The following is a 23751-nucleotide window of genomic DNA, read 5'->3' on the forward strand; positions in this document are numbered from 1 at the left end:
GACCCACAATATGGACTGCTGGGTGTTTTTCGGACGGTGCTTGTTTTGTGCTTCAGGCTGCCTTCTTCAGGTCCAGGAAATCGCGTTCGACTTCGTTCGGGGTGCGATATCCCAGGGCTGAGTGAAGGCAGACATGGTTGTATCTCAGCTCTATCCACGAGGCAATATCCCTAACCGCCTTATCCTTCGTGAGGTACACCATCCGATGGACCCTCTCATTCTTGAGCGTGGCATTGAACGACGCCACAAAATCGTCACGTGTGAATGCGTTCATCAACTTCTCGTGTCCCTCAAGGTGTGTTCGGGATGATGCTTCGATCATTTATCTTTCTTTTAGGTTATCGGTGTGGTGAAGCGTTCACAATATGTGGTGTCGATGGTGCCAGGCTTCCGTAGCCTTGGCACTAAGGGTGTTGGGATGGGTTCTACGGCATCTGGACAGATCCATTTGTCGCGGGACACATCTTCACCTACACCTCGTGAATAACCCTTTTGTGCTGCGCTGGCCTTGAACCGCTAAAAATATTGAAAGTTACAGCAAATTGGGCCGTTGAGATGGGCCGTGTTCGAGATATTTATGCATTCGTCGACACATCTCGGGCCGCCTATTTTCGGCGAGGTTGACGACCTGCCTCCTGCTGGCAGCAGCAACGCTCGTCATCGCCCTGGGCGGAGGGTAACGGTGTGCTCGTAGTGGCCTCGCTGTATGGGCGTCCATCCAGATGAATCGAGGCGTTCGGTCTCTTGTGGGTCGAGGGCGCGTGTGGTCAGTCTGTGCGAACGAGGCTGAGGTCGTCGGGGCTGTAGCCGCCGAGTTCGGACCCTACCCCCGCCCGCTCATGAGGGCGAGCACACATTCAATCGGTCCGCGTGAGAGCGTGCTGTTGCTCAGCAGCTTCTGCCACAGCCAGGTGAAAAGCGCACCCGCACCCCAGGCCAGTGCTAGGAACCCCACCCAGTACAGGTATGTCAGCCATGTGCCTTCCAGCGGGGCACGGTATTCAGCACCGGCGACTAGCTGCACCAGGTAGGTGCCTCCATGCACTGCCGCCAGAAGTATCACAATGGATGCGCTCAGACTCATGCGCCCCACCCGTGCGAACGGCTCAAGTATCGCACCGCGCCCGGCAAGCACCCGAGCCGCCTCAGCGCACACGTACAGCACCCCGGCCACCCCCACAATGCTCAATGTTGTAGGCCACGCCAGCACCCCCGACTGTGCCTTCGGGTTCACCCAGAACAGCACTGCCGCACCCAGCCCCAGCAGGCCGACGGGCACCCCAATTTTAGGGCCCAGCTTCTCGTAGGCGCGCCACAGCAGTATGCCCAGCCCCACCTGCCAGAGCATCTTCAATCCGCTGTGCAGCACGGTGCCGGTGTACTCGTTAAACAGGGCGGGGATGGTGCGGCTCAGCCAGTCGTCGGCGGCCCAGCCCCGGTTTACCAGCTGCTCGTAGGTGAAGGGAATGGCGGGGCTGGCGAGTGCTGTCAGCGCAGCCTGCACCCACAGCGGCGAGTATACGAACAGTGTGGTGAGCAGGGTCAGCACGGCGAACGGGATGAGCAGGTCGTATAGGATCGGGAATTCGGCGTGGGCTGCCATCGGCTGGTAGGCGCGTCCTTGGGCGAGCAGCCACCCGAGCACGAAGAATGCGATGGCGCGCACCACGGTGCTGGCAAAAAATTGGGGAAACGTCACCCTCCTGGCGTACAGGTATGCGCTAATGCCAAGGAGTGCAGCGAGTAGCGTATTCGCGGCGGGCGGCACGCTGCCCAGCCAGTGCAGCCGGTTCTCCGGCACCAGGTTCAGTGCTACGCTCACGGGCATCACCAGCAGCAGCAGGGCGAATGCGCGAGCTAAATCTACACCAGCCTCGCGTTTGGCGGTGGTTTCTGCGGGCATATTGCCTCCTGTGTGCCTGCGTAGTCGAATCAGAACGTAGATGCTGAGCCTCAGCCCAGCCCGGTGCGCTGTGTGTGCTGCGCGTCGGGTTAAAGGTTAAAGATACTAGTCAGGATATATTAGCTCAGCATCCTGAGGCATATCCGCGTCTCAGCGGATGCGCAAGGCTGCTGTGGGGCACCCGTAAATATGCATGCTCGCCGGGGCTGTGCCACACTTAAGGCTGGCTGATTGCCCCCTGCCCTATTTCTTGTGAGGTTTCATGTCTGTGCTGTTCGGCGTTACTGGGTTGCTTGGCTCGGTCGGTTCGCTCGCCGCCGGTGTTGCTGCGCACGGCGTCACGGGTGCTTCGCAGGTGCTGGTGGCTTCTGGTGCCGCCGCCGAAAGCACCAGTGTTGAGGGTACCGCCCAGTATGTTTCTATTTTCTGGGTTTCTCTTGTGGCGCTGGTGTCCCCGGTTATATCGCGGCTGATTGGCAAACGCATCCCGGATGTTGTGTTTCTGCTTATTTTTGGGATGCTGATCGGCCCTAATGTGCTGGGTCTGGCTTCCGGCAGTGACGGCGGTATTCCGCTGCTGAAAGAGCTGGGGTTGGGGATGCTGTTCCTCATTGCCGGGTTTGAGATTGATGTGAAATCGTTGCGCGGTCGGCAGGGCCGCAGTGCTATCACCACCTGGTGCGTGTGTTTTGGGCTGGGGGTGCTGGGGGCGGCGCTTATTACCGGTTTCACTAAGGGTTTTAACACCTATATTGCGGTGGGTATTGCGCTGAGTTCCACGGCTTTAGGTACGCTGCTGCCTATGCTTAAGTCGCATGGTGCGGCGGGTACCCGGGTGGGTAATGCGGTGCTGGTGCACGGTGCCGTTGGCGAGCTTTTCCCTATTTTTGCGATGTCGCTGCTGTTATCTTCTCATTCACCGGGGCTGGCGATTCTGATTCTGCTGGGGTTTATGGCGGTTGCGGTGGTGACTGCCATTGTTCCGCACCGCCTGTTTGAGAAGGTGCCGGGGCTGCGGCAGATTATGGCGGCTGAGGCGAATACGACCAGCCAGACGATCCTGCGTCTGGCCATGTTTCTGCTGGCCACCCTCATCATGTTCGCGGCGCTTTTTGGGCTGGATGCGGTGCTCGGGGCCTTTGCGGCGGGCATTATTTTGCGTTCGCTCACGCCGGTGGGGGCGTTACATTTGATGACGCGCCGCCTTGAGACGGTGGGGTTTTCGTTTCTGATTCCGCTCTTTTTTGTGGTGAGCGGCATGGCAATTGACCCGTCGGTGGTGGCGCGTTTCCCGCTGGTGCTGCTGCTGGTTGTGGCGGGTATTTTGCTGGCCCGCGGGCTGCCGGTGTTTGTGGCTGAGCGTTTCACGGATACCGGTTCGGAGCTGCGTTCTACCAGTGAGAAGATTGAGCTGGCCCTGTATTCGGCGGCGGGCCTGCCCATTATTGTGGCGGTAACAACTATTGCTACCGGTAGTGGGCTGCTTGAGGATGCGACCGCTTCCCTGCTGGTGGCCGGTGGGGCGTTTACGGTGCTGCTGTTCCCGCTGTGGGCGGCGGCCATTAAGAGGGCGTTCCGGCGGCAGGGCGCATCGGCTGATCAGCAGCCGTCGCAGAAGGAGCAGATCGCAGCATTAAAGGCCCGGAAAACGGCGCAGGTGCGTCTGACAACAGGTATGCTGCCGGTGGTGCCGCCAGCACAGGAGGCTAAAAGCACCGCACCAAAGGACGGGTCCCCCGGTGCCGCACAACAACCGTCGGCGGGCTAATCTACGGCACGCGGCTGCGCCTCATTCCGCAAGGCGGGGGTTATGAGTCAGCAGCTTTAAGGATTGTGCGCGCGTGTTTCGCCGCCTGCGAGGAACCCTTAAAACCGTTTAACCATGCGATCATCTCGGGGCTTAGCTGCGGGGATTTATTCGCGCTATGCTTCGCGCCGTGAACGCGTAAGTATTCCTGTGTGTATACTCCCAGCAGCTTCCCCATCCCGTGCTGGGTGCGCTCACAGTGCGGCAGCAGCCCGTCTAAAAACCGCAGGGTGATGCGCGGGGTTAGCGCCGCCATGTCCTCGAAGGTATGCGCCCACCGGGTGAACATTAGCGCCGGGGCCGCCTGCGCGAACCCCGCAATGGCGTCTTGATAGGAGAGCCGGTCGCCGAGGGTGTCCGCCAGCAGCTCTGCGGCTCCGGCACGGTCTACCTGGTGTTTTGAGTTGGCCAGTACCGCAAGCGCCTGCGCACTCAAAGAGTCCCATGTGCCCGGGTGGCTCCTCAGAAGGCGCGCCATATTGTGCATATAGTGGTCTTCTTCGTCGAAGAAGACCCACTGTTCTAGCAGGCCGACTGCCACGGGTGCCGTGGAGGAGGGGCAGGTGAGGGCCAGCTGTTCGCAGCTCATGACTGCGTAGTGCAGGGTGAGCAGATATTTTTCTTCCGGTGTGTGCTCTTCGCGTACTTTGGGCAGGTGTACGGTGGGGCTCCACCACACGACTTCGGGTTTGCCGCTGGGGCGTTTCGTGTCGCTTTCACGGTAGCTCCAGCTCACCTTGATGTTCTCAAGAATGTGAGGAGGCTTCCCCGCGTCTTTGAGTGTGGTACGGGCACGGGCAAAGTATGGTGCGTATCGGCCCGCAGCATCGGCGGTGCGCTTGATTTCTTCCAGGGCGTTTATGAGCGTCTGGTGCGTCGCCTGATCGCCCTGGTTCAGGCGCAGCATTGCCTGCGTAAAATCCTGTTCCAGGATGTCTGCGCCGGTAGAAATATTGTGGGTTAGCCGCTGCATAAATATTGTGGGGTCTACCCACCCGTGGGTGTCTGTGGGGGTGGCCAGCAGGGCGTATGGGCGTTTTTGGCGAAGGCGCTCACCGATTTCCCGGATGCGCTGGTTCACGGGTGTTTTTTCATGCGCTAGGTGCTGCTCATATTCTTGTACAGCTGAGTTTTCCGGCTCTAGGGCGCTGAGGATGAGGTATGCGATCTGATGCCCTGCACGGTGCTCGCGTATCCTCTCTTCCGCCTGCCGGGTGAGGGGTTTCAGCACTGAGGTGTCGCGGTTTTCACTCATGAGCCAGTGGAACAGCAGCTCGCTCTCCAGCCCCTGCACAGCCTCTTGCATGGCGTGCAGGGTGCGCGCGTAGGCGTCTTGCTGGCTGAATGGGGTTACTGGCTGCGCGGGTGAGGCAGGCACCGGATAGGATTCTTCGAGACCCGCCGTATGCTGCGCGGTTTCTTCTTCTGTGTTTGTCAGCAGCCCGGCCTCTTCCAGCTCCTGCCGGGCCACCGGGCTGAGGCTCTGCGCGTGCTGGTGCAGTGTTTCGGCTGCGTTGCACCGTACCAGTAGTTGTGCGGCGGCCACCTGCACCTGCGGGTGGGTGTGTCCCAGCGCGGTAAGGGCCAGTTCGGTGACCGGCCCGTCCCCGCCTGTGGCGCATGCGGATTCCAGGATTTTTAGTACCGCTAATGCGTTCGCTTTGGTTGTTAAAAGCGCCGGGGCGCATCCGTGGATGAATCGATCCGTGTCAAGAAGCCCTGCCCGGTGCACCGCTAAGAGCTGTTTGACCGCCAGGGTGACGGTCGCTCCCACAGATGAGCCGAGCAGGTTCACGAGCGCACCCTGCCGCTGGGCTGATTCTGCGGCGGTGGGGGTCAGGGCAGTGTACATGCGGGAGAACCATCCGGCACGGTAGGCGGCGAAGTCCCGCGCTAATGCGTCAAGGCAGGCATCTAGAAGGCGTTCTTTGGGGATCAGCCCTTCGTGGGTGGCGGTGAGCAAATCTTCCTGCCAGGTGGTTCCTGGCATGAACTTATCTATATTCGTGAGCGAGTTCTCGGGGGTGCCTTCTACGGTGAGCAGCTGCCACAGCAGTTCGTCGCGTAGTTGCTGGTCGTGGCGTAGCAGTGCCTGCCGCAGTGGGGTGTTAAGGTTCATGAGCGCCAGGAAGTAGTCGTCGTTGTGTTCCAGCTGCACCCCGTCGTAGAGCTCGGCCAGCCGGAAGAACCCGTTATTGTGCCAGTGGATCATGGCCCCTGCCAGAAGGTCCACTTGGCTTTGGGGGCTGTCCCCTATGGTTAAGCTGTCATAACCGTTGGCTTTGTAGAGGTCGTATACCTGTTCAAGGCCTTTTTCTGCAACAAGCTGGGGCAGGTCCTGTATGAAGGTTTTGAAAGAAGCTCGGAGGTCTTTTTCGCTGCTCATTTATTGTTCCTAGAGGGTGGGCGGGGCGGTGTCTCGTTCATTATAGGGTTCAGCTCGCCTGGATACGCCGGGGGCGGTCACTGCTGCCGAACCTGTGGTGTTTTGTGTGGCTTGACGCAGGCTCCTCCTGCCCGGGGCTGTAGGCGGCGTATATCCTGTGGCTTAGGGCGTGCGGGTGTCTTCTCTGACTGTGGGTTATGGGCAAGAAATATAATAATATATACATTTTTACTGCTATAGAATAAAGCATATCTTTATATTTTCTGAATAAAGTTTCAAGTCCACAAGAAACCACAGGAATATTAAAAACTTACACTTGCAATAGTTTATGAAGTAAATATAAAAATACCTTATCTCACACAATAAGGATATCCTTAATAAATCTGCCTTAATGTCTCTATAACCCTATAAAAATTCTAAAAATTCGCGTCTTAAAAGCAAATTTTACGGCGTGTTACGACGCTTATCTTCCGTAACTGACAACCTGTCAGTTAGTATATGGATGTAAGGGCACATGGGGAATAAAAACCGCATCGTACTATTATTCGATACGGGTTTTGTGACCTGCACCATAACCAGTTCGGGGGTGCGCCTAAACATCGCGCACCCCGCGCAGGAACCCTCCCCAGGCCACATAAAGTTCAAGGCAGAACACCGGCTGAAAGGAGGCGGTACACAAACAGATTTCCGGGGCACACCAAGCCCCGTCCCGTTCCCTCGCTCGCACCTGTACACCACTGCACACACGTACATTTATCGAAGGAAGAAAAATGCATACCACTCTTTTAATGGTGAGTTCGAGTGGTGTTGAGCTGGACTTTCCCGCCTGGCTGCGCATCACGCACTTCATTAACTTTCTGATGATGGGGTTCCTCATCCGCTCAGGCTGGGAAGTTATCGCCTCCCACCCGCGCTTTTACTGGAATAATCACTGCACCCCGGGCTCCGAATGGCTCCGTTTTACAAAAGACAAGGTTTCGACCGTCCCCGGCGAATACACCGCTCGCGACGATCAACGAAGCCTCTCCCCTCTTATTTCGCTACCCGGTAAGGCTCAGATCGGTTTGGGACGCGCATGGCACGCCCTAGCCACGGTTATTTGGGTGGTGAACGGCCTGATCTATGTGACCCTGCTGTTCGCAACCGGGCAGTGGCGGCGTATCGTACCCACCTCTTGGGAGATTTTCCCCGAGGCATGGCACTCGCTCACAATCTACGCGGGCTTCCAAGTGCCCTCCATTGAGCACTTCCAGCCGTACGATGCCCTTCAGAAGCTCATGTACTTCACCGTGGTGTTCATTGTGGCGCCGCTGATGATCGCCACCGGGCCCATTATGAGCCCCGCGTTCTGCGGCCGCTTCCCCGGCTACGTCAGGCTGTTCCGCAACCGCCAGACCGCCCGCTCCATCCACTTCTTGGGCATGGCGTTCTACTGCGTCTTTACAGTCATGCACGTAGCACTGGTGTTCATCGTGCACCCGCAATACAACATTGCGCACATGATGCTGAATAAGAGCTACAACGAGATTGACGCCGCCCAATTCGCCCAGGCAGTCACCATGCTGATCGTTGGCGTGGTCGCAGCCGTGGCCCTGTGGCTAGGCGCCTCGTACTGGTCGCTGCGTGATCTGCGGTTCACCCAGACCTTCATTTGGGGCCTGACCCAGCCGGTCCGTAACGTATTCCTTGACCGCATCACCTCCCGGCAGGTAAAGAAGAAGACCTTCACGGATGCCGATATTTCGCCGTTCCACTGGGTGAACACCCGCCCGCCAACAGAGCGTGAAAGCACCGAATGGAACCGCCTGCGCGAGAACGAATTCGTGGACTACCGCCTAGAGCTAGGCGGGCTGGTGAAGGAGCCGAAGTCGCTGAGTATCGACGACTTGAAGGCTCTCGGCAAAGAAGTGAACATTACGATGCACACCTGCATGCAGGGGTGGACGGGCATCGCCAAGTGGGAAGGTGTGCGCCTACGCGACGTACTTGCCCTCGTGGAGAAAGACGAGAACGCCCGGTACGTGATGGTCACCTCCTACGGGCACGTGGGCCACACCTACGATGGCCGCCCGACCGAGCCCTACTACGAGTGCTTGGACATTTCCATGGCAATGGAGGACGAAACCATCCTGGCGTGGGGCATGAACGATAAGCCCCTGCCGGATGTGTACGGCGGCCCCCTGCGCCTGCGTGCAGATTCCATGCACGGCTACAAGATGGTCAAGTGGGTGCAGAAGGTCGAATGGATCAGCGATTACCGCGACGTTGGCGACGGCCAGGGCGGTAGCCGTGAAGACTCCGGCCTGCAGCACTTCGACGCACGCGCCTAATATTACCTGCTGCTTGTTCCATGGCAGGCACCCAACTGGGTGAAAATAATGCGCCCCGTGCGCCGGTCACAGTACCGGCACACGGGGCGCTTTCACGCGGTCATCAGCAGATCTTGTGTGTACTCAATACCCCCGAAACTCGCTCACTATGTGCAGCTTTCGCTCCATACAGGGAAGTCCCGGTATGACCCATGGGCTATTGTGTTACAGCCCTTTATACCGGTAGAGCTGGCTGAGCGAGGCAACCGTCGGCTGAAGCACAATATCGGCTTCCTCATCTTCCCCCACCACGGTGGCACCGGTCAGGTTCAGGTAGTCAGCCACCGTAAACGGTGCATAGTGGGCGAACAGCTCGAACATGGCCTTCACGACGGGGCCAGACTCTATAACATTCGCCCCGGAACGAATACCCACGTCCGTAATCGTCATGGTGCGCTCTTTCAGATCCAAAATCAGCGGCAGCGAACCGCGCGCCCGCGACGTGAGCGTGAACTTGGTGCGCACCTGACTCACCTCATGCACATTCTTACCCACGCCAACACGCGGTAAAAGCATGAACCCGGCGAACAGGTCGTTCACATCCGCAAGAGTGTTCTCCCCGCTGTGCCCTGCGTAAAGCTGCACGGTGGGCACCGCGTACCGCACCCGGTCCTCACGGGCCTGCGCAATTTTCAGGTCAATAAACTCCCACGCGCCGCCGGTTCCGTTTGTCACGTCCCCCGAATGGTAGCAGTACTTTTTAGCCCGCTGACTGCCATACCACACGCGGTCTAGCAGCGCACCTTTCGCGTCGTACAGCAGCACCGAAAGGTCAACATCGGCGGGTGAGTTCCAGTAGGTGAACAACCGAATCACACTGTTCTTAGCGGGACTTTTCGCCTGCATCGCCTGGGGGTCAAGCCGCACACGGTTGTAGCGGCTCAGCCCCAGCAGAGACTCGCTGGCGTTACGGTTACCCAGAGGCATGGCTAAGGAACCCACATCGTGGGGAACATGCACACGAACCCCACTCAGCCGCCCCGACAAACCGCTCTTCACGGCGTGCAGACCCAACTCAAGCTGCCTTTGGGTGTACGAGCCAGCGGGGACCACCGACCCCACCCCTGCCTTATCAATCACGAGGCGGTGCTGCCCCGAACCAGCAGCTATATTCGTGTACATATTGTGCATCTGCACCAGAAGAGGCGCAGCCACACGCGGCGCCACCTGGCAGAACGCGTCAGCCACCTGCTGCTGATCGCCGCTGAAGTACCGCAAGGCCCGGTTGAGCTGACGCGCAAACACCCCGGGGCGGCGGGACAGCACCCGCGTTACCTCATCCACGTCACAGCTGCGGTAGGCGGCATCCACCTCAGACTCATAACTGCGCATTTCACCGTTGTAGAGGGCATCAGCCCACACATTCAGGTACACGAGGGAGGGGTATTCCCCGGGGTGGATAGTGCGCGCCAGCCGTTTAAAACGCTCCGCGTGCGTGGCGGTGTCGTAGCAGGCGGCCTCATAGTCGCGCTCGCAGAGGGTATTAATGAGCCGGGCTATGAACGTGCGCTGATGGCGGCGTAGCTTAAACCGGCTGGGTTCGCTCAGGCCCAGATCTCCTTCAGTCCCCAGCAGGTTAATGTTGCTAAGAGCCACCGCAATGCGCAGCACCTCATTGAGGGTGCGCGCTTGGTGGGCGTAATCGGTGGATATTGCGGCCGCCAGAAACGCCAGGTTCTCACGGAATGCAAACGGTCCCTCTAGGGTGGGCAGTGCATCATAAAACACCAGGTGGGTAGCGAGGGTAAGCAGATCGGCCCGGTCAAATTCGCTGTACACCTGGTTCTGGGTTGCAATTTCGGTGAAGAGCGAGCATATTAGCGGCACGATGCGCCCTTCACCGCGCAGCAGCACCACCTCACGCTGATCCCGTTCACTGTGGGACAGTTCCCCACGCTCGCACGCCAGCTGCCAGTCGTATGGGCGGAAATCGGTAATGACCTGCGCATCGGGAATATCACCGTAGGGTTGGTTATTGGCAAACCACCAGATCGCGTCGCAGCAGGGGCAGGCAACGGTGTACAGGCACAAGTGTTTCGCCATTTCTCTGCGGCCCATAAACCGGGTAACGTAGTGAAGCATCTGCTCCGTGTACCTCTGTGTATCAGTGAGGGTGGGCTCGATAATATCGAAGTCTTTACGGAAGGCGCACCCACCCCGGTCACCGCCGTGCAGGTGTTTCCAATCTGCAATAAGATCGGCCAACTCATGCTCACTCATGCGCATGAGGGTTTTCTGGCTTTCGGTGGAGAGGACCATCCCCAGCTCGGCGAGCACACGCACACGCTGATGCAGCTCATGTTGCGGAACAGGGTCGGACGCGAGGACGCTATTAAGAGGGTAAATGCCGGTACGGCGGAGGATGACCTGCTGCAACTGTGCCATTGGTGCTGTCTTTCTACTGGACCCCAGTCCTTGCTGGAGGTGGCTGGCGCTTCCCCCGCGCCCATACCGGATTACGGGTGTACGGGGGTGCACGTTCCACGTTTTTGTGGAACATAACAGGATATTCTTGTTGGTACTCTTCTGTCAATGTAGCGGTTTTCGAGACACTTCTGTACTCATAACAGTTTATTTTTATGCTGTTGTTTCGAGGTCTCTCCCACTCACTTTAGCTATCCATGCACAGCGCGAACACGGTCTGCCGATAACCATTCGCATAGTATAAATATGCGTACGAGTCATCCCCCTGCACCCGAACGGTGCAGGGGGATGACAAGCACTTTACTGAGTGTCCCTTGTGGGCTTACTGGTCGAGAATAATCACGTCCAGGGTACGCGGGCCGTGCACACCTTCCACGCGGATCAGTTCAATATCACTGGTTGCCGAAGGGCCGGAAATCATGGTCACCGGGCGCTCATAGGTGATGCGATCAATCGCCTCAGGCACCAGCTCAACCACGGTAGAACGGGGCACCACACAAATATGGTGGTCCGGTACCAGCGAGATTGCGCGCCGCCCCTCGTCCTGGTTGGAGTTCAAGAAGATCGTTCCGGTCTCAGCGCAAGAAACGGTTGAGGAGGTGACCACCGCATCCACAGCATCCAGCTGGTGCACCGTCAGGGCACCCGGCTCCAGGGTGCTGCCGGAGTCGGTGAAACAGGTGCGGGTGGGGGTGTCTTCCGGCAGCCACTGCCGGTTCAGGCCCACGGGAACCACATAGTGCGAGGTCTCCCCCAGCCGCTCAGCAATCACATCCGCAATATTCGCTTCGGTCGCTTCGAACACGTTCGCCTTGTAATCAATGAGGCGGTCCACGAGCATCTCAATGGTCTGCTCCTGGTTCAGGTGGCTCACCCGGCGGTAGTTACGCTGGGGTTCCGGCGCCACGGGCGCATCCGCGAGGGAAGTACGGATGCGGGCGAGGATGTCTTCTTTAGCTGATGACATTTATGCACTCTCCTTGGGGTCATGCGCTGCCTGAGCGTCCATCGCGGCCTTGGCGTTAGCGGCAGCCTCAGCGGCCTTGCCCTTATTCGCTTCAATGAGGGCTGCAATATCCACGCGCTGGGCGCTGTCGCGGGCGGGTGCGCCTGACTTTTCTTTACGCCACCAGTTGCGGAACGATTCCTTGGGCGGTTCGGGGATGTCGCGGTATTCGGTCCAACCGCCCACAATACCGGGCAGTTTAGAGATCTTGTGCTTCTTGCCGGTAATCAGGCGTGACATGGGCAAGCCGCGCTCGGCGACTGCCATCATCTTACCCGAGGAGAACAGCTTCTTAGCGCCGTACATCATGGCATCCATCTGGGTGGGTGCGTGCTTCTTCCGGCCCGCGAATTCGCCCGCAGCGTGTTTGGCGTCCACGTCTTTGCCGCGCAGGTGCACTAGCACCTCGGGGAAGTTAATCTTCACGGGGCACACTTCGTAGCAGGCACCGCACAGCGAAGATGCGTACGGCAGCGAGTTATTGTGCGCCGCCTCAATACCGGAAAGCTGGGGCGAAAGAATCGCACCGATCGGGCCGGGGTAGGTGGAGCCGTAGGCGTGACCACCGGCGCGTTCGTACACGGGGCACACGTTCATGCAGGCGGAGCAGCGGATGCAGCGCAGCGCCTGGCGTCCCAGTTCATCGGCCAGCACGGCGGTACGGCCGTTATCGATGAGGATTACGTGCAGGTTCTGCGGGCCGTCACCGGGGGTTACACCCGTCCACATGGAGGTGTAGGGGTTCATGCGCTCACCGGTGGAGGAACGCGGCAGAAGCTGCAGGAATGCCTCGTAGTCCTGGAAGGTGGGCAGCAGCTTCTCAATACCCATGAACGAGATGAGGGTATCGGGCAGGGTCAGACACATACGGCCGTTGCCTTCGGATTCTACGATGGTCATGGTGCCGGTGTCAGCGATACCGAAGTTCACACCCGAAACGGCGACCTTAGTCGAGAGGAATTTCTCGCGCAGACGGTTACGCGATGCCTCCGCAAGCTCGGCGGGTTCATCGGTAATATCCGGGTTAATGCCTTCAATCTTCTTGAGGAAGATATCGCGGATTTCACGGCGGTTACGGTGAATTGCCGGAACCAGGATGTGCGAGGGGCGATCTTCGCCGAGCTGCACAATTTCTTCCGCAAGGTCGGTCTCAATGGCGTTAATGCCGTTCTCTTCCAAGAACTCGTTCAGACCGGTCTCGGCAGTTGCCATGGACTTGATCTTAATAATCTCGTCCACACCCTGTTCGCGAATCAGCTCAAGGGCGATCTGGTTTGCCTCGTGAGCATCGCGCGCCCAGTGCACATGGCCGCCGCGCGCGGTAAAGTTACGTTCGAACTGTTCCAGCATTTGGGGCAGGTTGAAGAGCACATAGTTCTTCACCATTTCGCCGGTGGTGCGCAGCTCCTGCCAGTCGGGCAGCTCACTGGTGACGCGGGCACGCTTATTGCGAATAGCGTGGGTCACGAAACGCAGGTTATTACGCAGCTGGTCATTCTTCAGCTCACGCTTGGCGTATTCGGGGAACGGTTCGTTCTCAAAGATATTGCCTTCGCCGTAGTGCACGACCTTCGGCATACCCAGGGGGATTGCGGTGGAAGTCATCATCAACCTACTTTCTATGCGAAGGCGAGTTCTACGTTGCCGTCAATCTTCAGCGGATTCGCTTTAGTGGAGGCGAGGATTTCGGCAAAGTGAATGGTTTTTACGGGTGAGCCTTTACGGGAGAGAGCGCCGCCAATATTCATCAGGCAGGAGCAGTCGCCGCCGGTGCATACGGATGCGCCGGTCTTCTCAACGTTGGTTGCTTTGTCTTCAACCATCGCACCGGAAACATCGGCGTTCTTGAACGAAAAGGTTCCGCCGAAGCCGCAGCACTGGTCGAGGTCCTCAATTTCGGTGTACTTAATGCCTTCAACGGTGCGCACCAGATCCTGCTGACGGGTTCCCAGGTGCAGCAGGCGCATACCGTGGCATGAGCTGTGGTAGGTCACGTGCTCGGGGAAGTAAGAACCAAGCTGCTCGGCGGCGTTGGTAATGCCCAGAACGTCAATCAGCAGCTGGGACAGTTCAAAGGTGCGGGCTGCAATTTGCTCGGCTTTGACAGCAAGCGCCTCATCACCTTTGCGGCGAGCGATCATGGGCTGCTGGTGCCCCAGAGAAGCCACACAGGAGCCAGACGGCGCCACAGCTACGTCCCAGTCCCAGGCGGAGAATGCATCAACATGGTTCTTGACAATGGGGTAGGCGTCGTCGAAGTAGCCGGAGTTCACGTGCATCTGGGAGCAGCAGGTCTGCCCGGGAGGGTATACCACCTCGTGCCCCAGACGTTCAAGGATTTCAACGGTCGCACGTGCCACGCGCGGATACATGCCGTCTACAATGCATGTTGAGAAAAGTGCGATGCGCATGTTTATTGTCCGCTCCTTTCCTGGTTAATTAAATTTTTCTCGCCGCCTCTTTAAGTGGGAAGACGCCTGCTGTTGCAGCGGCGGTTTCGCACCAGCGCGGCAGCATAGCTGCTAGGTGTTAGCGTTCCTTGATATGCCGGGTCACAGAGGCAGGCGGGGCGGAAAAATTTAGGTGTTAAACTTTTCTTTCTTACAGTACATTTAACACTATCGGTCGGGCATTTCTTTAATTTAAATACCGCACATTTTTTTCACCAAATTATTTTTAAGGTTTACCTTATTTTTAGGGTTGCCACACCCTTTTTAAGGTCATGCCACCCCTACCTCTGAGGGTGGGACTTAAGATTTTCTCCCCCAAACGCACCAGCGGGGCCTAAACCCCTACCGCTTCTTCCTGACTGCCAGCGTCTTGAAACAGGCACTCCCCAGACTAACGAGGGTATTTCCCCCGCCCCTTGCAATCACATTAAGCCGCGTGCCGAATCGTGAAATATTTTCCATATGCTTCTCATAGCGCAGTTTTACCAGCATTTACACCCTGCAACCACCCCACCCTACTTGCCCCACGTGAGCAGCATCATGTAACCTTCAAACTAGCACTTTATTGGTCTGACCACATACCCCTGCGGTCTATAGAACAGCAGCGGGCTACCTTACCGGGTAATGGTCTGACCACACATCTATTCCTGTACCAAAGGAGTTACCAGTGGATAAGTTCACTGCCGTCACCGATGCCGTGGGAGGAAGCCTCGCACTGAGCGCGCTTGTGGCGACCATACCGCTGCTTACGTTCTTCATTATGCTTCTGGTCGTCAAAGCTCGCGCCCATTGGTCGGCCCTTGTCGCGCTAGCAGCATCCATTCTTGTTGCCTCCTTCGGCTTCACGATGCCGTTCGATCTGGCCGGTCTTAGCGCCCTGCGTGGAGCTATCTACGGTTTGGTGATCTGCTGGGTGATTCTGGGGGCTATTTGGTTCTACCAGATCACCGTGCTCTCAGGGCGTTTTGAAGATCTGCGCCGCACCTTTGACCGTCTCGGCGGCGGTGATTTGCGCATCCAGGCAATCCTCATTGCGTTCTGCTTCGGTGGCCTGCTTGAGGCTCTGGCTGGCTTCGGTGCCCCCGTGGCAATTACCGCGACCATGATTCTTGCTCTCGGTGTGAAGCCGCTCAAGGCCGCTATTACCGTGCTTCTTGCTAATACCGCGCCCGTGGCGTTCGGCGCCGTCGCCGTCCCGATTGTGACTGCAGGCGATGTTGGCGGCAAAGACCCACACGTTATTGCAACTATCGTCGGTCACCAGGCACCGTTCCTGGCGATGTTCGTCCCCGTCATTCTGCTGTTCATCCTTGACGGTATGAAGGGTGTTAAGGATGCGTGGCTCCCGGCTTTCGTTATCGGTATTTCCTTCGCTGTTGCGCAGTGGATTACCGCCGCAACTCCCGCCTACAACCTCACCGACGTGGTGGCATGTATCGTTTCGATGGGTGCTGCGGTGCTCTTCCTGCGCTTCTGGAAGCCGCGCGGTGTTGAGGGCGTGCGTGAACGCTACGGCCTGCCTTCACAGTCTGAGGAGAAAGAGGCACTGCCCGCAGTGCGCGTGTGGATGGCTCTGCTGCCCTACCTGATTGTGGTCGCTATCTTCGGCATCGTGAACCTCAATGCCGGTTTGAAGGCATGGCTGAAGACCGTGGCTATTAAAATCAATATCCCCGCGCTCAGCTCCCGTCTGGTCACCAAGGACGGCACACCCGTCAAGGACGCCCCTTACACCTTCACCTGGCTTTCAAACCCCGGTACTCTGCTGATTATCTCGGGCCTGATCGTTGCGGTTGTTTACTTCTTCTTCAACGAGAAGGGGCGGTATGGTTTCAAGTTCCCAGCCGTTTTCGCCGAGTTCGGTTCGGTCATCTACCGTATGCGCTGGACGATTCTGACCATTGCCTCGGTGCTGGCACTGGCATACGTCATGAACTTCTCGGGTCAGACCGTCGCAATGGGTACTTTCTTGGCGGGCTTGGGTACCATCTACGCAGTACTGGCACCGGTGCTGGGCTGGATCGGCACTGCGGTGACCGGCTCGGATACCAGCGCAAACGCGCTCTTCTCCAAGCTACAGGTATCTGCTGCCGAGAATCTGCAGCATGCTGGTGTGAGCGGTGCTACCCCCGAGCTGATGCTTGCAGCAAACACCACCGGTGGTGTGGTCGGCAAGATGATCTCGCCGCAGTCACTGGCTATTGCAGCCACCTCTGTGGATATGGAGGGCAAGGAATCCGACATCCTCAAGGCCGTGGTTCCCTGGTCGTTTGCGATGCTCGTGGTCGTCTGCCTGCTGGTCTTCCTGCAGACCAATATCCTCTCGTTCCTCGTTCCCTAGCCCTTAGGGTTCCGTAACGAGCGAGAGCTGGCGGGGCGGGGCGCCACAGGGTGCGCCGCCCCGCCGCTGCACTACCGGAAGGCAGTGCGGGCATCATAAAAATACTGTAGGCTTGCAGAGCACAACATTGGGCGTGGTTCTGTGACGAACCCACCCAGGCGGCGTACACGCCCTCAGGCACCCACCCACAGGGTTTTGCACCCTGGAGAGTTGCACAAGCTAAAAGTCACTTTCAGATTTCACACGAAATGGGACATACTCATGACGCGCACAACAGGCTCAGGGACGATCATGCAAGAGCGTAGTTACAGCATCCTGCTCGAAAACTTTGAACGCAGGCTGCGTCTGGGGGAGCTGCGTGTGGGCGATAGGTTACCATCCGAACGCACCCTAGCCGAACAGTACGGTATTTCACGCCCATCGGTGCGTGAGGCCCTGCGTATTTTGGGGGCTTTGGGGCTGATTCGTTCCAGCACCGGTTCGGGCCCAAAATCCGGCGCTATCGTTATTTCTGAGCCCTCAGATGCGCTCAGTTGGGCGCTTCGCATGCACATTGCCACCCGCAACCTGCCCGTTAAAGACGTGGTTTCCACGCGTTTACTGCTGGAGGGGCCTGCTGCACGTGCCGCCGCGAACGCCCCGGATTCTGCTGAGCGTGACCTCGCCTTAGAGAACGCCCGCGAGCACCTGGCGGAGATGGATTCGCCAGATATTTCCAATGAGCGGTTCCATTTCTGCGACACACGTTTTCACTACGAGCTATCCCGCTTGAGCGGCAATATTGTGCTCGATACGGTCATTGATTCTTTGCATATGGCCACTATCAGTTACGTGCAGGAGGCGGTTCCGCTGCTGCGGGACTGGGCTACGGTTAAGCAGACTCTGCAAGATCAGCACCGGGGAATCTATGAGGCGATTTCCACTCGTGATGAAGAGTCCGCCTATGAGCGCGTATGTGAGCACATTAAATGGTTCTATTCGCTCTCCGACAGGGCCCGCGAGCAGCAAGAGTGGACGGGTTCTCACCCGGCATCGCAGGTGTTACACACCAATCTTAGGGGGTAAACCTCAGAATCCGCGCGAAAGTTCAGCGGTTTGATACGGCCCCTAACGCAGGGCACGAACGTGGAGTGCACTCTGGCCGATGCCTCCAATTCACCCGGTAAAATAGGGGTATGAGCAAGAGGGAACCGCGCAAACACACAAATACCGCGCATATCCCCCGTCTGCCATCCTCTCTAAGTGCCGCTATGCGCGCCGCACGCCGTGCGGGCCGTATGCTTGAGCCAGCTCTGCTTTCTTCCTCCGAACTGGTGGGATATCTGCCGTTTACTGCGCACGGGCGTACCCTGCACTACCGGGTGGGGAATGCGCACCGTCTGGAAGGCGCAGGTTCCTCTCCCGGTGTGCTTTTCTTCTTTGATGGCGACTATCTGCTGCGCTCCGGCAGCCGCCTGCTGCGGCGCACCTCCACCCTGCGAGAAGAACTATCGGATATCGCGTATCAGCACCGCATGCTTCTGGTGCCCGTGCTGGCACCGGGAACCGTTAATGAGGGTGTGCTGCGTGAGGCAACCACGAACTGGTGGGTGCGTGCCCGCGCAAACGGCCGGGTATTCCGCGCCCTCGCTGCAGATCTGCATGAGAGATACGGGTACGACCGATCCCGCGTGTGGCTTGCCGGTTACTCCGGTGGCGCAGAGTTCATTGCCTACGAGCTGCTATTACACGCCGCCGACGCAATGGTAGGAGGAGGCGCCACCCTCATTGGTGGCGGCGGTGCGGACGGCATCCCAACCCAGCACCGCGCCCCCAATATATCCCTCAGTCGCCTATTATTGAGCTGGCATGTGGGCGATAAGGACGGCCGCTCCCCCAGGCTTCTGAACGACACGCGATCCGGTGGGCTGTGGTCGGCACAGGTTGCAGCGCAAGAAGGCGGCCAGTTCTATGCGAGGCTTGGTGCGCGCACTGCCCTGCACGTTATGCCGGGGCAAGGGCACCGGAACTACCCCATCACCCAGTTGGTGCGCAATGACCTGGCGATGGCTACCCGCCTGGGGTACCTGTAGCCCCTCATAGTTTGTCCGCAAGCCCGCTGCTGATTTCATTGTGCGGCTCACCCGCATGGTGTGTCGCGAGCTTTACAGGACACAGATGATGAACGTAATACTCCCGTTATTTACCCTAAAGTTGCTGGTTTTTTAAACTTTTTAGGTTAAAAACCTTCACCCATTCGCTATTTACTGACGCATTGCGGTAAAGTGTCACTATGCCTCGTATTTCTGCAGCCACCAACGCCGCCCAGCGTGAAAACACCAAACGTGCCATCCTCGAATCTTTTGGCAAGCTCCTATACTCGCGCGGTCTGCCGGGCCTCACCATGACCGATGTCGCCAAAAATGCTGGCATTGGCCGCACCGCAGTCTATAACTATTTCGCCGACATGGGCGAACTGCTGGTAGCCTACGCCCTAGACGAGACCGAAAGGTTCATTAAAGAACTTGATGAAGGGCTCGAAGGCGTCGACAACCCTATCGACCAGCTTGCCGTCTATATTCGGCTGCAGATTGAAGACCTCGCACGCCGCCACCTACCCCCCGGGCCGGCCATGCGTTCCATGCTTTCCCCCGAATCCTACGCGAAACTCGGCAAGCACGTGCGGGAGCTGCAGATGGTACTGGCAAATATCCTCTCAGCGGCCATCGCCGAACACTACATCCCCGAAAACGACATCAGGGAACTAGCGATGCTCGTACACGGTTCGCTCTCCTCCAGTGCAGGGCGCACCGAAGACGCCCCCGACGAAGACACCCGTGAACGGCAGATCCAAAGCACCATCCGCTTCATCCAGATGGGCTTGGGTGCACGATTCGACACAGACGGCCGACCCATCAAGCTAGACGGTGCACCCCAGGCACCCGCCAACGCTCACTCTGACGACGAGCCAAGCAGTGAGTCGATACACCTAAGTATTGCCTAGCCTAGCCGAACCGTGAGCTGTAAACCCCTCGCAGGTTTTCCGGCCTACTGACAGCAGATAGCAAAGAACCCCCGCCGCAAGGTCTCGGGGGTTCTTTGAGTCTATAGGGAAGCTAGTCGCCTAGCCGTTCTGCGCATTAGCACCCTGCGGCAACAGCCTGGGGTCAAGCGTATCCAAGTCAAGGATACGCGCGTACATAACAGACCGGCTGTGCAACGCAGTGCGCAAAGCACGATGCAGGCCATCCTCCAAGTAGAGCTCCTGCTGCCATTTAACCACGTGCGGGAACAAGTCACCGAAATAGGTGGAATCCTCCGCCAGCAGAGTCTCAAGATCAAGTGTTTTCTGAGTAGTGGTCAGCCAATCCAATCTCACCTGCTGCGGCGGAATACTCCCCCAGTCGGCATTCGACATACCGTGCTGGGGGTAAGGCCGGTGGGCACCCACTTTCTTGAAAATCATACCCACTATTTTACGGGGAAATACTGTGTGTTCGCTGTGCGTTACGCCAATGGCACGGAACAGCAGTCCGTTTTCGTTCTCCCCCTAACTGCCCCGCAACAAGCATGGCAACTCGCACCGGCCCACGACAAAGACTCACAAGGAAAAGCTGCGGTTCCTACAGCTGCCGCGCCCAAGCACCAGAAAGAAAAATCCCCGGCCTCGAAAACCGAGACCGGGGGAAGAGCGGAGGATGGGGGATTTGAACCCCCGAGGGCGTGAACCCAACACGCGTTCCAGGCGTGCGCCATAGGCCGCTAGGCGAATCCTCCAGCTGAACACCTTACAAAAAGGCGAACGGATAATAGAATACACTACCCACAACGAAAACCTCAACTCCTCCACACCAGCCCCACACACCCAAATTCACAAGCACCGCAAAATCAGGTAGACTGGTACGTGCCTCTTACGTGGCGTTATCTTGGAAAACTCCCCCAGGACCGGAAGGTAGCAAGGGTATTCGAGCTATGACGGGTGCGTAAGAGGTTTTTTATGCCCAAAAACATTCGCAGCAGAAACACACCGTCATAGCGCACCCACGCTTCGCGGCTTCAGTCCCACGCCGGTAACGAAACCAGGCCCCATGCGTGCATCCGTGAACTAAAATAGTGTAGAACCCCGCATCGTCAACCAGAAGGTCACCCGTGAGCACAGCACTCTACCGCCGTTACCGCCCCGAGACCTTCGCCGAAGTCATCGGGCAAGAACACGTCACCGAACCGCTCATTACCGCGCTCACCAATAACCGCGTCAATCACGCCTACCTCTTCTCAGGCCCGCGCGGATGCGGCAAAACCACCTCCGCACGAATCCTGGCACGCTGCCTCAACTGCGCCCAAGGACCAACCCCTACCCCCTGTGGTGTATGCGACTCCTGCCGCGAGCTCTCCCGCGACGGCGGCGGCTCCCTCGACGTCATCGAAATGGATGCGGCATCCCACGGCGGCGTAGACCACGCCCGTGACCTGCGTGAACGTGCAACCCTGGCACCCGTGCGCGACCGCTACAAAATCTTCATCATTGACGAAGCGCACATGGTCACCCGCGAAGGATTCAACGCCCTGCTCAAAATCGTGGAAGAACCGCCCGAGCACATCAAATTCATCTTCGCCACCACAGAGCCAAATAAGGTTCTCGGAACCATCCGCTCACGCACCCACCACTACCCGTTCCGGCTGATACCGCCCGAAGTTCTTCTGCCCTACCTCGAAAAGCTCTGCGGCGAAGAGAACGTGCCCGTCGAATCCGGCGTGCTTCAACTCGTCATCCGTGCTGGTGGCGGCTCCGTACGCGACTCGCTCTCCATTCTTGACCAGCTTATCGCCGGTGCCAACACCGAATCCGGCATTAGCTACGACCGCGCGGTCGCCCTGCTCGGGTACACGCACGCCCAGCTTCTCGACAACGTGATTGATGCGTTTTCCACCCAGGATGCGCCCTCCCTCTTCGAGGCGGTCTCGCGGGTGGTGGCGACCGGGCAAGACCCTCGACGTTTCGTCGAAGACCTGCTCGAACGCCTGCGTGATTTGATTGTGGTGCAGGCGGTACCGCAGAATGCCGCGCAGATTCTGCAGGGCGTTCCCGCCGACCAGATAGAACGCCTCAAAACGCAGGCGCAAGCCTTCGCCACGGCTCAGCTAACCGGCGCGGCGAGCACCGTTAACGAGGTGCTTAATTCTATGACCGGTGCCACCAACCCGCAGCTGCAGCTTGAACTGCTATGCGCGCGGCTGCTGGTTCCTGCAGAAGATACCACCAGCCTCATAGCACGTCTTGAATCCCTGGAACAGCGCATAGCAGCAGGCGGTACCGGCAGCTCCCCCGCCGCACAGCGGGGCGCTGTCCCTTCACCCAACCGGGCTATGCCCCCCGGGCAGAACAACACAGGACGCACCGCGGGTTCCACCGAACAGCAAGCAAACAGCCCATCTGGCACGAGCCCTCAGCCCGCCACTCCGCAGGCACCGGTTCACACCGGCCCGGTCTTTAGCAGCCCCATCCCGAGCGATGAACAGCCCCAGCCCGGCACATCACATGATGGTGCGGACACGGCGGGTAGCGCCCCATCCCACGGGCAGCATCAGCAACAGACTACGCATACCCCACAACCCCCACGTCCTATGCAGGCGCAGGGTGATCAAGGAACCGCCCACCGTACCACGGGTGCCCCCCAGCAGCGTCAGACCGCCCGTAACGGTGAGGGTGTATCCGACCCGTTACTATCGGTTCGCGGCAACTGGCGTGTGATCGTGGGGCGTGTGAGTGACCGCTCCGTAACCGAACAGCTGCTGCGCCTCGAACCGGTGCGCTACACCAATGGGGAGCTGTATGTGCGCGCCGATATGCCCACTCTGCGTGCCGTCAAAGCTTCGGTCACTGAGCTCAGTGAGCGCGTGAGTGAATTCCTTCGCGTGAAAGTACGGGTGCGGGCTGAGGTCGCCAAGAAAACGCCGCGTGACGATGTAAAACCGGCTGGCAACCAAACGGGGAACAGTCCTGCTGCGCCCAGCAGCCAAGGCGCTGTGCCGTCTGCGACGCCCACAAGTACTGATACCTCTGCGATTGCTGACGGCCCGCGCGGGGGTGAAGATGCCTGGCGCCGCCACGGCCAGCCCGTGCAGCCGCAGGGCAACGGACAAGACCAGCCGGCGGCAACCAGCGTAGACGACCCTCTATCGGCATGGCAGGTGGCGCCCATCCCACAGGAGGATCCGGCAAGCCCCGCCCCCGAGCCTGAGAACCCTAAAGAGCCCGGTGCGGCAGAGGGACACCCCAAGAATACGGGCAATACCGCGCCAAACCGGGCAGCACATACGCAGACCCCTACCACCGCAGCCTCCACGAGTATGCGGGGCGAAGAGACTCAAAACCCCGCTAAGGGAACTACTCCCCAGCAGGCTGCTCAAAGGGCCTCTCAGAGTTTCACCGAGTCAGCTTACGCTGATTCCCCGGCGGAATACCCCGTGCTCAACGAACACGATGTTCCCCCCGAAGACCCTTACTTTCCGCCAGCCCCCGACCCTGACGTGCATGGTGCAGGCGCTCACAGCGCAGGCGATGCCGCAGTACCCCCGCTCTCAGACCCCTCTGAAGAACAGGGGCCGCAGGAACCGGCTGAAACCCCGCCCGAGGATACCGGGCAAGAGCCGCAGCAGCCGTTCGGGGAGCGTGATTCTTTCGCCTCCTCCACCCCTGCTGGTGTGCACGCCGAGAAAGCCGATGAACCTCAGGAAAACAGGGCAGAAGAACAAGAAAAAGAAGAAGCATTCGGTTCTTTTTCCACCCCCGAGCCCGGGCAGGATTGGGCCCCTGTAGGTGCCGAGACCCTCCCCGGCGGGGCGGCCTCCGAGCCTTCAGAGGATGAAACCACCAACGGGCAGCCCAGCAAGCCTGAGCATTCGACGGCCCCGGCATCTAAAAGCGTATTTACGACCGCCTTTGAGGAGGAAGAAAACTTTGAAACCTCAGCGGATGATGAGCAGGTAGAGTCCAGTGTGCATGTGGGTCTCAAAGCGGTTGAAAAAATCTTGGGCGGTAAGCTAATCGACGAAACGCCGCTATAGATGCACCCAGCTTGCCAA

15 protein-coding genes, 1 tRNA gene and 1 other RNA gene are annotated in these 23751 nt (G+C 58.5%); 8 read left to right on the forward strand and 9 right to left on the reverse strand.

The genetic code is table 11. The features are described 5' to 3' along the window. Positions 1-52 precede the first annotated feature (52 nt). Together I6I94_RS04510 and I6I94_RS04515 are read right to left on the reverse strand one after the other, a co-directional pair. On the reverse strand, positions 53-322 hold the full coding sequence (locus I6I94_RS04510; protein WP_126926684.1) for an integrase core domain-containing protein: 270 nt from the start codon (positions 320-322) through the stop codon (positions 53-55). A 501-nt stretch (positions 323-823) separates the two neighbouring features. Next, a complete protein-coding gene (locus I6I94_RS04515) occupies positions 824-1903 on the reverse strand; it encodes a hypothetical protein (protein WP_128087446.1) in 1080 nt (359 codons plus the stop codon). Between the two features lie 262 nt (positions 1904-2165). On the opposite strand from I6I94_RS04515, the gene I6I94_RS04520 reads away from it, so the two are divergent. Next, positions 2166-3671, forward strand: coding sequence for a cation:proton antiporter (locus I6I94_RS04520; protein WP_006888372.1), 1506 nt, complete (start codon positions 2166-2168; stop codon positions 3669-3671). A 40-nt stretch (positions 3672-3711) separates the two neighbouring features. Here the strand turns inward: I6I94_RS04520 and I6I94_RS04525 are convergent, their stop codons facing one another. After that, positions 3712-6096, reverse strand: coding sequence for a DUF6493 family protein (locus I6I94_RS04525; protein WP_201620936.1), 2385 nt, complete (start codon positions 6094-6096; stop codon positions 3712-3714). Positions 6097-6866: 770 nt separating this feature from the next. Between I6I94_RS04525 and I6I94_RS04530 the strand changes: the two genes are divergently transcribed. Then, positions 6867-8426 (forward strand): molybdopterin-dependent oxidoreductase, encoded by a 1560-nt coding sequence (locus tag I6I94_RS04530; RefSeq protein ID WP_006888523.1) that lies wholly within the window; start codon positions 6867-6869, stop codon positions 8424-8426. A gap of 204 nt (positions 8427-8630) precedes the next feature. On the opposite strand, the gene I6I94_RS04535 is transcribed toward I6I94_RS04530, so the two are convergent. The 4 genes from I6I94_RS04535 to I6I94_RS04550 form a co-directional block, all read right to left on the reverse strand. Continuing rightward, a complete protein-coding gene (locus tag I6I94_RS04535) occupies positions 8631-10850 on the reverse strand; it encodes a TerD family protein (protein WP_201620937.1) in 2220 nt (739 codons plus the stop codon). 361 nt (positions 10851-11211) lie between these two features. Next, a complete protein-coding gene (locus I6I94_RS04540; protein WP_037235913.1) occupies positions 11212-11856 on the reverse strand; it encodes a LutC/YkgG family protein in 645 nt (214 codons plus the stop codon). Further along, positions 11857-13503: a LutB/LldF family L-lactate oxidation iron-sulfur protein gene (locus I6I94_RS04545; protein ID WP_201620938.1), complete on the reverse strand. Its 1647-nt coding sequence runs from the start codon at positions 13501-13503 to the stop codon at positions 11857-11859. Positions 13504-13514: 11 nt separating this feature from the next. Beyond that, entirely contained in the window at positions 13515-14306 is a 792-nt protein-coding gene (locus I6I94_RS04550) for a (Fe-S)-binding protein (protein ID WP_006888621.1), read from the reverse strand. A 706-nt stretch (positions 14307-15012) separates the two neighbouring features. Between I6I94_RS04550 and I6I94_RS04555 the strand changes: the two genes are divergently transcribed. From I6I94_RS04555 to I6I94_RS04570, 4 genes are all read left to right on the forward strand, one after another. After that, positions 15013-16686 carry an L-lactate permease gene (locus I6I94_RS04555; RefSeq protein WP_128087444.1) on the forward strand — a complete coding sequence of 558 codons (1674 nt, stop codon included), beginning with the start codon at positions 15013-15015 and terminating at the stop codon, positions 16684-16686. A gap of 261 nt (positions 16687-16947) precedes the next feature. Then, positions 16948-17751, forward strand: coding sequence for a FadR/GntR family transcriptional regulator (locus I6I94_RS04560; protein ID WP_128087443.1), 804 nt, complete (start codon positions 16948-16950; stop codon positions 17749-17751). Positions 17752-17861: 110 nt separating this feature from the next. Next, positions 17862-18758, forward strand: coding sequence for a hypothetical protein (locus tag I6I94_RS04565; protein WP_128087442.1), 897 nt, complete (start codon positions 17862-17864; stop codon positions 18756-18758). Positions 18759-18958: 200 nt separating this feature from the next. Next, positions 18959-19669: a TetR/AcrR family transcriptional regulator gene (locus tag I6I94_RS04570; protein ID WP_201620939.1), complete on the forward strand. Its 711-nt coding sequence runs from the start codon at positions 18959-18961 to the stop codon at positions 19667-19669. Between the two features lie 120 nt (positions 19670-19789). Here the strand turns inward: I6I94_RS04570 and I6I94_RS04575 are convergent, their stop codons facing one another. Together I6I94_RS04575 and I6I94_RS04580 are read right to left on the reverse strand one after the other, a co-directional pair. After that, positions 19790-20131: a type II toxin-antitoxin system VapB family antitoxin gene (locus I6I94_RS04575; protein WP_006888516.1), complete on the reverse strand. Its 342-nt coding sequence runs from the start codon at positions 20129-20131 to the stop codon at positions 19790-19792. 226 nt (positions 20132-20357) lie between these two features. Beyond that, positions 20358-20442, reverse strand: a tRNA-Ser gene (locus I6I94_RS04580). Positions 20443-20567: 125 nt separating this feature from the next. Between I6I94_RS04580 and ffs the strand changes: the two genes are divergently transcribed. Both ffs and I6I94_RS04590 read left to right on the forward strand, forming a co-directional pair. Next, positions 20568-20664, forward strand: an RNA gene (gene ffs, locus I6I94_RS04585) — signal recognition particle sRNA small type. 150 nt (positions 20665-20814) lie between these two features. Then, a complete protein-coding gene (locus tag I6I94_RS04590) occupies positions 20815-23733 on the forward strand; it encodes a DNA polymerase III subunit gamma and tau (protein WP_201620940.1) in 2919 nt (972 codons plus the stop codon). Positions 23734-23751: the final 18 nt, after the last annotated feature.

Source organism: Rothia aeria (assembly GCF_016726365.1).
Taxonomy (GTDB): Bacteria; Actinomycetota; Actinomycetes; order Actinomycetales; family Micrococcaceae; genus Rothia; species Rothia aeria.

Excerpts from the sequence above, each read along its gene's own strand:
- I6I94_RS04510 (WP_126926684.1), bottom strand. The coding sequence starts at position 322 with ATGATCGAAGCATCATCCCGAACACACCTTGAGGGACACGAGAAGTTG.
- I6I94_RS04515 (WP_128087446.1), bottom strand. The coding sequence starts at position 1,903 with ATGCCCGCAGAAACCACCGCCAAACGCGAGGCTGGTGTAGATTTAGCT.
- I6I94_RS04520 (WP_006888372.1), top strand. The coding sequence starts at position 2,166 with ATGTCTGTGCTGTTCGGCGTTACTGGGTTGCTTGGCTCGGTCGGTTCG.
- I6I94_RS04525 (WP_201620936.1), bottom strand. The coding sequence starts at position 6,096 with ATGAGCAGCGAAAAAGACCTCCGAGCTTCTTTCAAAACCTTCATACAG.
- I6I94_RS04530 (WP_006888523.1), top strand. The coding sequence starts at position 6,867 with ATGCATACCACTCTTTTAATGGTGAGTTCGAGTGGTGTTGAGCTGGAC.
- I6I94_RS04535 (WP_201620937.1), bottom strand. The coding sequence starts at position 10,850 with ATGGCACAGTTGCAGCAGGTCATCCTCCGCCGTACCGGCATTTACCCT.
- I6I94_RS04540 (WP_037235913.1), bottom strand. The coding sequence starts at position 11,856 with ATGTCATCAGCTAAAGAAGACATCCTCGCCCGCATCCGTACTTCCCTC.
- I6I94_RS04545 (WP_201620938.1), bottom strand. The coding sequence starts at position 13,503 with ATGATGACTTCCACCGCAATCCCCCTGGGTATGCCGAAGGTCGTGCAC.
- I6I94_RS04550 (WP_006888621.1), bottom strand. The coding sequence starts at position 14,306 with ATGCGCATCGCACTTTTCTCAACATGCATTGTAGACGGCATGTATCCG.
- I6I94_RS04560 (WP_128087443.1), top strand. The coding sequence starts at position 16,948 with ATGACGCGCACAACAGGCTCAGGGACGATCATGCAAGAGCGTAGTTAC.
- I6I94_RS04565 (WP_128087442.1), top strand. The coding sequence starts at position 17,862 with ATGAGCAAGAGGGAACCGCGCAAACACACAAATACCGCGCATATCCCC.
- I6I94_RS04570 (WP_201620939.1), top strand. The coding sequence starts at position 18,959 with ATGCCTCGTATTTCTGCAGCCACCAACGCCGCCCAGCGTGAAAACACC.
- I6I94_RS04575 (WP_006888516.1), bottom strand. The coding sequence starts at position 20,131 with ATGATTTTCAAGAAAGTGGGTGCCCACCGGCCTTACCCCCAGCACGGT.